The following is a 14,803-nucleotide window of genomic DNA, read 5'->3' as shown; positions in this document are numbered from 1 at the left end:
GGGGGAATTTGACAGTATGGAAACAAAACATCTCACTTATCCAGAAACACCCGACGTGTATCCATCCATTATGGTACTCGGTTTCTTCGACGGTGTTCATAAAGGGCATCAAGCTGTAATCAATCATGCCAAACGCGTGGCAGCTGAGCACAACCTGCCGGTGACGGTCGTCACGTTCGATCCTCATCCGAAACAAGTACTCTCCAATAAACCGGATGCGGTCCGCTATATTACACCGCTGTCCCGGAAACTGAAGCGCATCGAAGCGCTCGGGGTAGAGCGTTGCCTCGTCTTGACATTCACAAAAGAATTGGCCAATTTGTCCCCGCAACAGTTTGTAGATGATTATTTGATCGGTGCCGGAGCCGTGCACGTGACAGCTGGTTTTGATTACTCGTATGGAAAGTTTGGAGAAGGGACGATGGAGACACTTCCGTACCATGCGCGTGACCAATTCACGACGTCTGTCGTCACAGAGCAGACGATGGATGGGGAAAAAGTGTCATCTACCCGCATCCGTAAACTCTTGGCAGAGGGACAGGTCGATGCCGCACATGAACTCCTCGGTACGCCATACGTGATCTGTGGCGAAGTCATTCACGGTGATGCGAGAGGGCGTACAATCGGTTTCCCGACTGCGAACGTGTTGATGGACGCTTCGTACGTCATGCCACGATTGGGCGTATACGCGACTCGAGTCACGCTACCGGACGGACGGATGTTCCACGCGATGACGAATGTTGGACGTCGTCCGACGTTTTATGAGACGGGATTGGTCTCTGTTGAGAGCCATCTCTTCGACTTCTCCGAGGATTTATATGGACAAGTCATCGAAATCGAGTGGATCCAATATATTCGGAATGAACGCGCGTTCGATGGGTTGGATGCATTGGTCGCTCAACTAAAAGAAGATGAGGTGGCAGCTCGTTCAATCCTATCTTGACTTTCAAGAGCGGGTACGCTATCCTTGTCAAGTACGCAAAGTACACCGCTTCGCTTGGCTGGTCGATTCACCAACGTCGGCTCGGCAACGCGGCAATTTTTCATTAAATGGAGGTGGAGAGGCAATGGCACTCTCAAAAGAACGTAAAAACGAAATTATCGCGGAATTCGCGACAAAACAAGGTGACACAGGTTCACCGGAAGTACAAGTGGCTGTGTTGACTGAACAAATCAACACATTGAACGACCACCTTCGTACACACAAGAAAGACCACCACTCACGTCGCGGTCTCTTGAAAATGGTTGGACGTCGTCGTAACTTGCTTACGTACCTTCGTAACAAGGACGTTACACGTTACCGTGAATTGATTCAACGCCTCGGTCTCCGTCGTTAATCGATTGAGACTGTTTAACGGGCTGGGACAACGTCCTAGTCCGTTTCTTCTTTTTTAAGGAAAATGATTAGACATTCGTTGGAATGAGTTACATAATAAACTAGATAAGGTTTGAGAGGAGAATGTACATGTTAGGTACGAAACAAGTATTCTCTACAGAGTGGGGCGGACGCCCACTGTCTGTAGAGGTCGGCCAACTTGCGAAGCAAGCAAACGGCTCGGCACTCGTGCGTTATGGAGATACGGTTGTCCTTGCGACAGTGACGGCTTCAAAAGCACCAAAAGATTTAGACTTCTTCCCATTGACGGTCAACTATGAGGAGAAACTTTACTCGGTCGGTAAAATTCCAGGTGGTTTCCTTCGCCGTGAAGGTCGCCCGGGTGAAAACGCGATTTTGACATCACGTCTCATCGACCGCCCGATTCGTCCGCTCTTCCCAGACGGATTCCGTCATGACATTCAAGTCATGATTTACGTCATGTCAAACGACCCAGATTGCTCGGCTGAAATGGCGGGTATGCTAGGAACATCGATCGCGCTCTCGATTTCAGATGTACCGTTTGACGGTCCAATCGCTGGCGTGACAGTCGGACGTGTAGACGGCGAGTTCGTCATCAACCCGACGACGGCTCAGTTGGAGAAAACGGACCTTGAACTTCAAGTTGCAGGGACATCGACAGCCATCAACATGGTTGAAGCAGGTGCGAACGAAGTGCCTGAGGACATCATGCTCGAGTCGATCTTGTTTGGACATGAAGAAATCAAGCGTTTGATCGCATTCCAACAAGAAATCGTAGAAGCCGTCGGAAAACCTAAATTCGAATACACGGTCTCGAAATACGATGAGGCGCTTACTGCTGAACTCGAAGCAGCTCGTCCTGAAATCGTAGAAGCGGTTCAAGTGGAAGAGAAACATGCTCGTGACGAAGCCATCAACGAAGTGATTGCGAAATATGTTGCGATGTATGAAGAACGTCTTGCTGACGAGCCATCGAAACTCGGTGAAGTTTCAGGGATTTTGAACAAGTTCGTCAAAGATGAAGTCCGTCGTTTGATCACGGTCGAAAAAGTCCGCCCAGACGGACGTCGTCCAGACGTGATTCGTCCGCTCGCGTCAGAAGTCGGATTACTCCCACGCGCACACGGTGTCGGTCTCTTCACACGTGGTCAAACACAGGTCATGTCGGTCGCGACTCTCGGTGTCATCGGAGACGCACAAATCATCGATGGAATCGGTCTTGAAGAGAACAAGCGCTTTATGCACCACTATAACTTCCCGCCATTCTCAGTCGGTGAAGCACGTCCTGTCCGTGCACCAGGTCGTCGTGAAATCGGTCACGGGGCACTCGGTGAACGTGCACTTCTTCCAATTATTCCGAAAGAAGCAGACTTCCCGTATACGATTCGTCTCGTTTCAGAAGTACTCGAATCAAACGGTTCAAGTTCACAAGCTTCGATTTGTGGGTCGACACTCGCATTGATGGATGCAGGTGTGCCAATCAAAGCGCCAGTCGCTGGGATTGCCATGGGTCTTATCATGGAAGGTGAGCATTACACGGTCTTGACAGATATTCAAGGACTTGAAGACCACCTTGGGGATATGGACTTCAAAGTAGCTGGAACGAAAGACGGGATCACTGCCCTTCAAATGGATATCAAGATTGCCGGAATCACGCGTGAAATTCTAGAAGAAGCGCTTGAACAGGCACGTGTCGGTCGTTTGCACATTCTTGACCACATGCTTGAGACGTTGGATACACCACGTACACAATTGTCGAAATACGCACCGAAGATTGTGACGATGACAATCAATCCGGATAAAATCCGCGACGTCATCGGACCAGGTGGGAAGATGATCAACAGCATCATCGACCAAACGGGCGTCAAGATCGACATCGAACAAGATGGTACGGTCTTCATCGCCTCGACGGACCAAGAAGGAATCGATCTTGCCATGTCTATGATCGGTGACATTGTCCGTGAAGTCGTCGTCGGTGAAGTATACGATGCTACCGTACGTCGCATCGAGAAATTCGGCGCATTCGTCGAGTTATTCAAAGGGAAAGATGCACTCGTACACGTATCCGAATTCAGCCTTGAGCGTGTCGCAAACGTCGAGGATGTTGTGAAGCTTGGCGATTCGATTCAAGTCAAAGTCACTGAAATCGATGACAAAGGTCGTGTCAACGCATCACGAAAAGCGCTCATCTTAGAAGGATTGTCTCCTGAAGAGCGTGAGGCATACGAAGCGAAACGGAAGGCAGCACGTGAAAGCCGTCCACCTCGCGAAAGCCGTCCGCCACGTCGTGACGGGGACCGTCGTCCACCGCGCTCGACAAATTAATTATTCTGGCCATCGTCTTGGTGCGATGGCCTTTTTCATAGGAGTGAGAATATGGAATGGATGACACTAGAGAACGGTGTTCGAATCATCATCGAACCAATCGATGGTTCACTCAGCACCTCAACCGGGGTATTCATTAAAGCCGGAACACGTACAGAAACTTTTGAGAACATCGGCATCAGCCATTTGATTGAACATATGCTGTTCAAGGGCACCGCATCAAAAAGCGCAAAAGAGATTGCTTCCTTTTTCGATGAGCTCGGTGGAAGCGTCAACGCATTCACCTCGAAAGACCATACATGCTTTTATGTGAAGACGCTCGATGAACACGCGATCATGGCGCTCGACGTACTGACAGATATGCTGTTTGAGTCGGTGCTCGATGCACAGGAGTTGGAAAAAGAAAAGCGTGTCGTTGTGGAAGAAATTAAAATGTATGAGGACACGCCGGAAGATCTCGTTCATGAACTATTGGCCATTGCGGCGTATCGTGACGATATCCTCGCTCAACCTATTTTAGGGACGGAGGAGAGTGTCAATCGATTGACACGTGACCAGCTCGTCGAATACTTACAGGAACAGTATACGGCCGAGCAAATTGTCGTCTCGATTGCAGGTCATGTTTCTGAAGAATTGATTGAGGCGGTAAAACGTAGGTTTGCTCACATCCCTTCTAGGGAATCGTCGAAAGAAATCAATCAACCGGAACTGTTCCATGACACATTGTCGAAACAAAAAGAAACGGAGCAAGCCCACCTCTGCTGGAACTACGAAGCGATTCCCGCGACGGATGACCGTTTGCCTCACTTGGCATTGATGAACAACGCAATCGGCGCGACGATGTCTTCGCGTTTATTCCAGTCCATCCGTGAAGAAGAAGGGTTAGCTTATTCCATTTACTCTTACTACACGACGTTTTCCGATCACGGTACGTTTACCATTTATGTCGGTACGTCACCGGATACGTTAGAACAAGTCGAAGTCATCCTTGAGAGAGAGATGAAGCGACTTGTCGCAGAAGGTTTGACTGCTGAGGAAGTAGACAAAGGCAAGCGACAATTGAAAGGGTCGATCGCCCTCGGGAATGAAAGTTCGAGTGCCCGCATGAACCGGAACGGACGGAACTTGCTATTGCTCGACGAAGTCGAGCCGATTGAACAAGTGATTGAGAAAGTAGAACGGATTGAACGCGATGAGGTCAATGCATTGATTCGTGAGGTGTTGAACCATCGCCCGGCGAAGTCATATGTCCTCCCAAACGAAGCGTGACTTGAAACCGAATTGTAAGTTCTCTACACTGATTAAGAGGTATTCTTTAGTTTGGATAGGATACAGGTGAAAGAAGGGAAAGACTTGAACTTAACGGATTTAGTGAAGACGATACAACTAATTAATCAACCAAATCTAGAAGGCATCGTCGTGACGCATGTGACGACGGACTCGCGAGAAGTTGTGCCGGGAACGCTGTTTGTCGCCATCAAAGGCTATACGGTCGATGGGCATGAATATGCGGCACAAGCGGTAGCGCGAGGCGCGGTGGCAGTCGTTAGCGAACGACCGCTCGACCTGTCAGTGCCAAACTTGATTGTGCGTGACAGCTCGCGTTCAATCGGGTTGTTGGCTTCGGCCTTTTATGCGTATCCATCTGAACAGATGCGACTGTTCGGGATCACGGGAACGAATGGGAAAACGACGACGACGACGATTTTACGAGACGTCCTCGATGTCCTCGGTCATTCGACCGGTTTGATTGGGACCGTTGAAGTACGCATCAACGATAAAATCGTTCCAAGTAAAAATACGACGCCTCAAAGTTCAGAACTTCAACAGTTGTTGGCACAAATGCGTGATGAGGGCGTGACGGACGTGATGATGGAAGTGTCCTCACACGGTCTTGAGCTCGGACGTGTCATCGGAACTGATTTTGACATCGTGGGCTTCACGAACTTGACACACGATCACCTAGATTTTCATGGAACGTTTGAAAACTATGCACGTGCAAAAGGGTTATTGTTCGCTCAACTCGGTCAAATGGCCTCACGTGGAAAAGTAGCCGTCTTGAACGCGGACGATGCACAAACGCCTCTTTATGAGACGATGACCGGTGCGAAAGTAATAACATATGGGATTGATGCGCAAGCAGACTTGATGGCAACGGACATTGAACAGACGTTGTCTCAGACCAGCTTTACATTGAATTACCAAGGCGCAAAACTTCCGGTAACGGTCCAGTTCATCGGTCGTTTCAACGTGTACAATCTATTGTTGGCGACGGGTTGTCTTCTCGCTGCCGGTTACTCGCTTGAGCGAATTGCAAAAGCACTTGAGATGATTCATCCGGCCAAGGGACGGATGCAACGTTTAGACGTCCCAGGTTACAACGTATATGCGGACTATGCTCATACACCTGATGGCATCGAACAGTGTCTGAAGTCGCTCGTCGGCGTACCAAAAGAAAAGATTATCTTTTTGATTGGGACAGGTGGAAACCGTGACGTCACAAAACGTCCGGCAATGGGCGAGATGGCTTCGTCCTATGCCGGTACCGTCATCATCACGACAGATGATCCACGATTCGAAGCGTATGAGTCCATTACAAAAGGGATTGCGGCCGGGATGACCCATGACAACTTTGTTGAAATCGGGGATCGAGAAGAAGCGGTCCGTTATGCGGCCCGTTTAGCGAAACCGGACAACATCATCGTGCTAGCAGGGAAAGGGCACGAAAAGTACCAAATTATCGGAAATGAAAAATTGCCGCTCGACGAAGAGGCGATTGTACGAGCGACCATTTTGAATACGGAGGAAGCATGATTTATGGCAGTACAACCAATTACGTTGACAGAAAAAGAACATGACGACTTCGTCAAAACACACGACCGTGGAGATTTGTTGCAACTATCGAGTTGGGGAGATGTGAAGCGCCAAAATGGCTGGACTTCAGAACGTGTCGCGGTTGCGCGAGACGGCGTGACGTCCGGTGTCGCTTTACTTTTGTTTAAACGTGTCCCGAAATTACCATACACATTGTGTTATGCCCCACGCGGATTTGTCGTGGACTACGAAGATTTGGCATCGCTGCAGGCGCTCGTGAAAGAAGCGAGACGTGTCGCGGTGGCACATAAAGCCATCGTCGTAAAAATCGATCCAAACATTGATCGCGATGAGATGCCAGGGCTATTGACCGAAATGGCTGCCATCGGGTTTAAACATAAGGGATATGGCGGTGGATTTGATTACGCCCAACCTCGTTTTACCATGGAAACGGATTTGCGCCCGAGTGAGAAAGATATTTTTACGAAATTCCATCATAAGTTCCGCTACAACGTCCGCCTCGCGGAGAAAAAGGGAATTGTCTGCAAGGAGGTCGGTCGTGACGGACTCAAAACGTTCGCCGATTTGATGAAAGTAACAGGGGAACGTGACGGATTCGCTACGCGAGGGCTCGATTATTTTGAGAACCTATACGATTGTCTGCAACCGAACGATGCCCGTCTCTTCTTGACAACCCTCGAACCGAAAATCGCACTCGAACAGCAACAGGCAACGCTAGAAAAAGCGAAGAAAGAGTTGGCGAAGATTGAACGGGGTCTTGAGAAAGAAACGATTGAGAAGAAGCGTAACAGTCTTTTGAACCGCAAGGAACAGACGGAAGCACAAATTCAGAAAGCGGAGCAAGCCCTCCCTGAGCTGGTCGAACTTGATCAGACCTATCCGAACGGGCTCGTCTTATCAGGTGGTCTGTTGACACTCGCAGGACGGCGCTCTTATTACTTATACGGAGCCTCGTCAAATGAATTCCGTGAATTTATGCCGAACCACTTGATGCAGTGGACGATGATGCAGGCGGCCAAAGAGAGTGGCGCCGAGCGATACGATTTCGGCGGGGTATCAGGAAGTACGGACCCGGATGATGAGTATGCTGGTCTATACGCATTCAAATCGGGATGGGGAAGCGACATGATTGAAAAGGTCGGGGAATTCGACCTCGTCTTGAATCGTCCTTTGTATATGGCTCTCGAAAAAGGATTGCCACTCTTAAAAGGACTGCGTAAACGGTTAAGAAGATGAGGTGGACAGGCGTGTTATCTCTTGCAATGATCGCCTTTCTGATTGGCATTACGCTCGCTTACTTTTATATGCAACCGGAACCGGTGCCTTGGGTAGATGAACCGACGTTTGAAGCGGATATGTGTGTGCGGGACGTGGAGGAAGAAAATGCGATCTTGACAAGGTCGAAGATTGATTTTGACCGGTTGCATCCGTTAGTCGCCAATCGGGGAGAATCGTTCATTCGATTAGCCCATTCTTGTCTAGACCTTGAAGTACGCCTCACTTCTGGATACCGTTCTGCCAAGGAACAGAATGCACTGTATGCGCAAGGACGGTCTGAACCCGGGCAAGTGGTGACCAATGCTAAGGCGGGTCAGAGCTATCATAACTACGGTCTTGCTGTGGATTTCGTCATCATCCATAACAATAAGACCGACTATGACCTGAATACGGATCGTAATCGGAATGACATTCCTGACTGGCAAGAACTCGGGGAGTTAGGGAAGGCGCTCGGGTTTGAATGGGGCGGAGACTGGAACTCATTCCCGGACTATCCTCACCTCCAGATGGACTTCGGTTTGTCGATTCGTCAACTTGTTGCAGGGAAACGACCTGACAAAGAAGAGACGGCACCTCTTGCCGATGCACTAAAACCTCTATTAGATTAAACGGAAATGTTGGCAATGAAGCCGTTTTCCGCTACAATATTCAGTAGCGATAAGGGGACGAAACAGAATATGAATCATTTAGGAGGTTTTTGTTAGTGTCAAAAAAGAAGACAGAGAATATTAGCGTCTTTGCGCTTGGAGGCGTAGGCGAAATCGGGAAGAACATGTACGTCGTGGAACTAGACGACGACATCTTCGTCATCGATGCCGGTCTAATGTTTCCAGGCGATGAGATGCTCGGGATTGATATCGTCATCCCAGACATCACATACTTAAAAGAAAATAAAGATCGTGTACGGGCGATTTTCATCACCCATGGTCACGAAGACCATATCGGTGGACTCAGCTACGTCTTACGCGACTTGAAACACGTCCCAGTTTACGGGACGAAATTGACCCTCGGGTTGATTGAATTGAAATTAAAAGAGGCCGGTTTGTTGAAAGAAGTCGACCTTCGCATGATTGATGCCAAAACGAAATTGACTATCGCTGATCATTTCATCACGTTTTTCCGCGTCAATCACTCGATTCCCGACTGCGTCGGCGTATGTATTCAAACGTCTCAAGGTGCGATCGTCCATACCGGAGACTTCAAGTTTGATTACACGCCTGTCGATGGTAAACAATCTGACTTCAATAAATTAGCAGCAATCGGACAACGTGGCGTTCTTGCGCTTCTTTCCGACTCGACGAACGCCGAGCGACCGGGGCAAACCGGTTCAGAGTCAATCGTTGGAGCTGAATTGAACGATGTCATCTATCAAGCGGAAGGTCGGGTTATCGTGGCATCATTCGCCTCGAACGTCCATCGCTTGCAACAAGTATTTGCAGCAGCAGAAGCGAATGATCGTAAAGTCGCGGTCGTCGGTCGTAGTATGGTCAACATCGTCGAAGTTGCGCAAAAATTAAACTACTTGCGCTTCAAGGCGAAGACTCTCGTTGAGTTGTCCCAAGTTAACCGTCTACCGGATAACAAGGTCGTCATTTTAACGACAGGTTCGCAAGGGGAGCCGATGGCGGCGTTGACTCGCATGGCACGTAATGCCCACAAGCAAGTCAACATTCGATTGAATGACACGGTCGTCATTGCGGCGACACCGATTCCAGGGAATGAGAAGTCGGTTTCTAAAACGATTGACTTATTGTTCCGTTCGGGTGCGAACGTCATTTATAATCAGCGAAAAGTCCACGTATCTGGACACGGTTCAGCGGAAGAATTGAAGTTGATGCTCAACCTTGTCAAACCGAAGTACTTCTTACCGATTCACGGCGAATATCGTATGCAGATGGCACACTCGAAACTCGCAGAACAAGTGGGTGTCAAACCGAACAACATCTTCATCGTTGAAAAAGGTGACGTCGTTGAGTTCACAGGTCGAAAAGCCCGCATGAGCCGAAAAGTCCCTGCAGGTAACGTCTTGATTGACGGAATCGGTGTTGGGGACGTTGGAAACATCGTCTTACGGGACCGTCGTTTGTTGTCACAAGATGGAGTTGTCCTCTGCGTGGTCACGTTGAATCGGAAACAGAAGAAATTGATTTCAGGACCTGAACTCATCTCACGTGGTTTCGTGTACATGCGCGAATCGGAGGAAATGATTTCAGAGGCAAACCGTATTGTCACGAAACAGATTGAAAAGAGTCTGCAGGCTGGCAGTGATTGGACCGAATTGAAATCAAATATCCGCGAGCGACTTAGCGTCTTCTTATTCGAGCAGACGAAACGTCGTCCGATGATCTTGCCGATCATTATGGAGATTTAATGGAATGAGAGTGAGGCAAAAGTCATCTGACTTTTGCCTTCTTTTTTTAGGAGGAACTGATGTGGCTCAAAAAACAAGAAAGACTCCCGTAAAGCGAAAGCGCCCAGCGACGCGAAATACGAGGAACCGTAAAAAACAACCGATTGCGCCACGTACATATGGGTGGGGATTCTTTGTCCTCGCCATCGTCGCATTCGTATTTGCCTTTTTTGATTTAGGGTGGATCGGTAAACAGTTATCTGATTTATCCGTCTATCTTTTTGGAGGATGGGGTGCGCTCACTTACTTGATGATGGCTGTGTGGTTATGGATTGTTCTCACTCCGATGAAACCGATGCGACGAGCGGGATTATTCGCAATGCTCGCCTCATTCTTACTATTCGGGGACTTACTTTGGGGAGAGGCAAGGGGCGGCATCAATGCCACTTTCTATAACTTGAACCAATATTTATTCTCAGACTTCGGGATTATCTTTTTAGGGATCGTCTGCTTCCTCGTCGGTGTCTCGTTTTATGCCCCGACTATTTGGGGGACACTCTTTCATCGCATGCAGGAATCCGTCACAGCAGTCAGAAACGAATGGCGAGCCAGACCGAAAGTGGAGAAGCAGCAAGAGGCGAAACGAACGCGCAAGACCTCACCTCGTCCAAAATTAACGGAAGCGCAATCGGACCCGGAAGTAGAGTCAGACGTGGTCACGATGCAAGACATTCCAATCGTCGGATTTAGTGAGAAAGTCGTAGCAGAAAAAAGAGAGACGGAAGATCAACCTCGAACGGATTCCTCGGAAGTCGATTCCACAATCACGACCGAGGAGATGATGATGACTGCGGCCCAAGATGTCTCGGATACATACGAGCTTCCGCCATTCTCGAATTTGAAAGAGCCCGTCATTACGGATTTGTCTGGTGAGAATGCACGATTGAAAGAAAATGCATCCAAACTTGTAAAGACGCTTAAGTCATTCGGGGTCGGTGTCAAAGTGTTAAAGATTCACCTTGGTCCAACCGTCACAAAATATGAACTACAACCGGATATCGGTGTGAAAGTCAGTCGCATCACCTCATTAAGTGATGATTTGGCATTGGCGCTCGCTGCAAAAGATATTCGGATTGAAGCTCCGATTCCGGGTAAAGCCGCTATTGGTATTGAAGTGCCGAACCAGGAGGTCGCACCGGTATGCTTACGTGAAGTACTGGAAGCGGAGCCGGTGAAACAAGATGACTCGAAGTTGCTCGTCGCACTCGGTCGGAGTATCAGTGGCGAGACGGTTGGGATCTCTCTCAATAAAATGCCGCATTTGCTTGTTGCAGGATCGACAGGATCAGGTAAATCTGTCTGTATCAACGGCATGATCGTGTCACTCTTGATGCGTTCTCGTCCGGATGAGGTCCGACTCATGATGATTGATCCGAAGATGGTCGAGTTGAACGTCTATAACGGAGTGCCACACCTGTTGACACCGGTCGTCACGGATCCGAAAAAAGCCGCCCAGGCACTGAAGCAGGTCGTCGCAGAAATGGAACGGCGGTATGAACTGTTTAGTCGATATGGAGTTCGCAATATCGAAGGTTACAATGAACTCGTCGATCAGTCGGATGACGAGGATGCGAAACGTTTACCGTTCATCGTCGTAATCGTCGATGAATTGGCGGACTTGATGATGGTGGCATCAAATGATGTCGAAGATGCCATCATGCGACTTGCACAAATGGCACGGGCTGCGGGTATTCATATGGTCCTCGCGACACAGCGCCCATCTGTCGACGTCATCACAGGAGTCATCAAGGCGAACATTCCGTCCCGCATCGCCTTTGCCGTCTCTTCTCAAACCGATTCAAGGACCATCCTTGATGGTGGCGGGGCGGAAAAGTTGCTTGGACGCGGTGACATGTTGATGCTTGCAAACGGAATGAACAAGCCGGTCCGTGTACAAGGTGCATTCGTCTCCGATCAAGAAGTCGAGACGGTCGTCAATCATGTCATCGCGCAACAACGTGCGCAATATGTGGAAGCGATGATGCCAAAAGAAGAGGAAGTGACGACGATTGATTCGGATGATTCATTGTTCGGAGAAGTCGTGCAATTCGTCATGACACAAGAAACGGCATCAACTTCGATGATTCAACGCAGATTCCGAATCGGGTATAATCGTGCCGCCCGTTTGATTGACTCACTTGAGGAAGCCGGGTATGTCGGTCCATCAGAAGGTTCGAAACCGAGGAAAGTACTCATTCAAGAGCAAACAGAATAATAATAAAAAACGAACGATTATATATCAGTATATATAATCGTTCGTTTTTTAATGCTATTTATACGATATAGAAATATTCGCTCTATCCTTAGATGTTCGCTATAATATAAATGTAATATAGCACATATGTCCTATATACTGAATTAGTACATACTTTTAAAAACTACTGAAACGCTTACATTTTTTAATAACGTTTACATTTTACAAAAGTTTTTCAATGGGGATGAAAATGAGTAAATTGGACTCAAAGGTACGGTTCGGCATGTTCCGAAAAAATATTTCCCTGATTCCGAACAAAAACTATTGCGTTCTAATTCTCGAATCCCTATACTTAATATTGGCAAGGACATTCATACGTCAGATGTCTGAGCACTGGTAAGTAAATTAAAGGTGGTGAGGCCAATGTCGATTAAGCTCGATCATCGATTGCTCTATCTTCGAGTGATTGAGAAAATTAAGCAAGATATCGACGCTGGTGTCTATCGTGAAGGGGAGAAGTTACCTTCAGAATTTGAACTTTCGAAGCAACTTGGAGTCAGTCGAGCGACACTTCGCGAAGCGCTCCGGATTCTCGAAGATGAGAAATTTGTCGTGCGAAAGCATGGGGTAGGAACATTTATCAGTTCTAAACCGCCATTCACGTCAGGAATTGAAGAATTGTTCAGTGTCACTGACATGATCACACGAGCAAAGATGACACCAGGAACGAAAGTATTGGTGGCCGAGAAAGTGTTGGCAACAGAGAGAGAAGCCGAGCGTCTCAAGATTGAGCCGAACTCACCGATTTATCGAATTGTACGAATTCGATATGCGGACGACACACCGGTTGTGTATTGTGTCGATAAAGTGCCGGCCCATCTCGTCTCGAATCCTGAGGCATTGACTGAAGGGAAATCTTTGTTTGATTCTCTCGAAAAAGAGGTAGGACGTCGAGTCGCTTATGCGATCACGCACATCGAACCGAGTGTCAGCGCTGAAATCTCGTCACAACTTCAGACGGACCAACCGTTACTCGCTTTAAAACAATTGCATTATGATGAGAGTGATTTACCATTACTCGATTCGGCCAACTTTTTCCGTGCTGATCGATTCGACTTCCATGTCGTACGTAAACGAGTTTAAACGAGCAGTTTCTGGACGGAAGAGTTATTTTTGGGGAATAGCGTGAAAGCGCTTTCTTATACCGGTGTAAAGACTACTGATAACATGACAACAAAAATTGTTATGAACCGAAAGGGGAAACACGACGATGATGAACAAAAAGAAAACGATTCTCTCAGCTTTAGCAGCAGGACTCACACTCTCTACAGTACTCGCAGCATGCGGTGGAGATGACAACGAAGGCTCATCTTCAAACGGTGAAGGCGGAGAAGGTAGCGACTTCAAAGTTGCAATGGTCACGGATACTGGTGGTGTTGATGACAAGTCATTCAACCAATCAGCTTGGGAAGGTTTGAAAAAGTTTGGTGAAGAAAATAGCTTAACTGAAAACGAAGGATATAAATATCTTCAATCAGCAAAACAAGCAGACTATCAGCCTAACTTGCAACAATTGGCACGTGATCAATTTGATTTGATCTACGGAATCGGTTTCTTGATGGCAGAGGATATCGGAAAAGTTGCAGAACAATTCCCTGATAACAACTTTGCAATCGTTGACTCGGTTGTAGATGCACCGAACGTTGCTTCAATCACGTTTAAGGAACAAGAAGGTTCATTCCTCGTAGGTGTAGTAGCTGGTCTTACAACGACGACTGATAAAGTTGGTTTCATCGGTGGAGTAGAATCAGACTTGATCAAGAAGTTTGAAAATGGATTTAAAGCTGGTGTCATGGCTGTAAACCCTGATGCGACAATCGACGTAAAATATGCTGAAGACTTCAACTCAGCTGAAAAAGGAACTGCAATTGCGTCAGGTATGTATGGATCAGGATCTGATATCATCTATCATGCAGCTGGTGGTACAGGTGTAGGTGTATTCACTGAAGCGAAAAACCGTAAGAAAAACGGTGAAGAAGTTTGGGTCATCGGGGTTGACCGTGACCAGTACGAAGAAGGTCTTCCAGAGAACGTTACTCTTACGTCAATGGTTAAACGTGTAGATACAGCGACACTCGAAGTGTCGAAAATGGCAATGGACGGTAAGTTCCCAGCTGGTGAAGTGGTTGAATTCTCACTTAAAGATGAAGGTGTAGGAATCGCACCAACTTCTGAAGAAAACGTTGCTGCAGACGTGCTCACTAAAGTTGATGAGTATCGTCAACAAATCATCGATGGTGATGTTGTTGCACCAGCAACTGACGCTGAGTTCGAAGAGTTCATGAAAAACGTAAAATAATTTGTTTGAGTTGAGGGGGGACCCATGTGGTCTCCCTTTACTTAA

At 47.8% G+C, this 14,803-nt stretch carries 11 protein-coding genes; all 11 read left to right on the top strand.

Translation table 11 applies throughout. The features are described from left to right. Positions 1–16: 16 nt before the first annotated feature. The 11 genes from KNO79_RS07890 (at position 17) to KNO79_RS07840 (ending at position 14,758) form a co-directional block, all read left to right on the top strand. On the top strand, positions 17–943 hold the full coding sequence (locus KNO79_RS07890) for a bifunctional riboflavin kinase/FAD synthetase (RefSeq protein ID WP_214691048.1): 927 nt from the start codon (positions 17–19) through the stop codon (positions 941–943). Between the two features lie 124 nt (positions 944–1,067). After that, a complete protein-coding gene (gene rpsO / locus KNO79_RS07885) occupies positions 1,068–1,337 on the top strand; it encodes a 30S ribosomal protein S15 (RefSeq protein ID WP_074037213.1) in 270 nt (89 codons plus the stop codon). Between the two features lie 128 nt (positions 1,338–1,465). Further along, positions 1,466–3,682, top strand: a complete 2,217-nt coding sequence (pnp, locus tag KNO79_RS07880) for a polyribonucleotide nucleotidyltransferase (RefSeq protein ID WP_074037212.1) — start codon at positions 1,466–1,468, stop codon at positions 3,680–3,682. A gap of 51 nt (positions 3,683–3,733) precedes the next feature. Next, positions 3,734–4,951: a M16 family metallopeptidase gene (locus KNO79_RS07875; protein ID WP_196430555.1), complete on the top strand. Its 1,218-nt coding sequence runs from the start codon at positions 3,734–3,736 to the stop codon at positions 4,949–4,951. Between the two features lie 51 nt (positions 4,952–5,002). Beyond that, positions 5,003–6,496, top strand: a complete 1,494-nt coding sequence (locus tag KNO79_RS07870) for a UDP-N-acetylmuramoyl-L-alanyl-D-glutamate--2,6-diaminopimelate ligase (RefSeq protein WP_230872800.1) — start codon at positions 5,003–5,005, stop codon at positions 6,494–6,496. 3 nt (positions 6,497–6,499) lie between these two features. Further along, on the top strand, positions 6,500–7,753 hold the full coding sequence (locus KNO79_RS07865) for a lipid II:glycine glycyltransferase FemX (RefSeq protein ID WP_214691047.1): 1,254 nt from the start codon (positions 6,500–6,502) through the stop codon (positions 7,751–7,753). 11 nt (positions 7,754–7,764) lie between these two features. Further along, positions 7,765–8,403: a M15 family metallopeptidase gene (locus KNO79_RS07860; RefSeq protein ID WP_260563679.1), complete on the top strand. Its 639-nt coding sequence runs from the start codon at positions 7,765–7,767 to the stop codon at positions 8,401–8,403. 95 nt (positions 8,404–8,498) lie between these two features. Further along, positions 8,499–10,166: a ribonuclease J gene (locus KNO79_RS07855; protein ID WP_015881439.1), complete on the top strand. Its 1,668-nt coding sequence runs from the start codon at positions 8,499–8,501 to the stop codon at positions 10,164–10,166. Between the two features lie 61 nt (positions 10,167–10,227). Continuing rightward, positions 10,228–12,420 (top strand): FtsK/SpoIIIE family DNA translocase, encoded by a 2,193-nt coding sequence (locus KNO79_RS07850; RefSeq protein WP_214691045.1) that lies wholly within the window; start codon positions 10,228–10,230, stop codon positions 12,418–12,420. 402 nt (positions 12,421–12,822) lie between these two features. Continuing rightward, positions 12,823–13,542 (top strand): GntR family transcriptional regulator, encoded by a 720-nt coding sequence (locus KNO79_RS07845; RefSeq protein ID WP_078146731.1) that lies wholly within the window; start codon positions 12,823–12,825, stop codon positions 13,540–13,542. 130 nt (positions 13,543–13,672) lie between these two features. Next, positions 13,673–14,758 (top strand): BMP family lipoprotein, encoded by a 1,086-nt coding sequence (locus KNO79_RS07840; RefSeq protein ID WP_078147920.1) that lies wholly within the window; start codon positions 13,673–13,675, stop codon positions 14,756–14,758. Positions 14,759–14,803: the final 45 nt, after the last annotated feature.

It is taken from the genome of Exiguobacterium sp. s43 (assembly GCF_018617255.1).
GTDB classification, from domain to species: domain Bacteria; phylum Bacillota; class Bacilli; order Exiguobacteriales; family Exiguobacteriaceae; genus Exiguobacterium; species Exiguobacterium profundum.
This window is presented reverse-complemented; position numbering and strand designations above follow the sequence as displayed.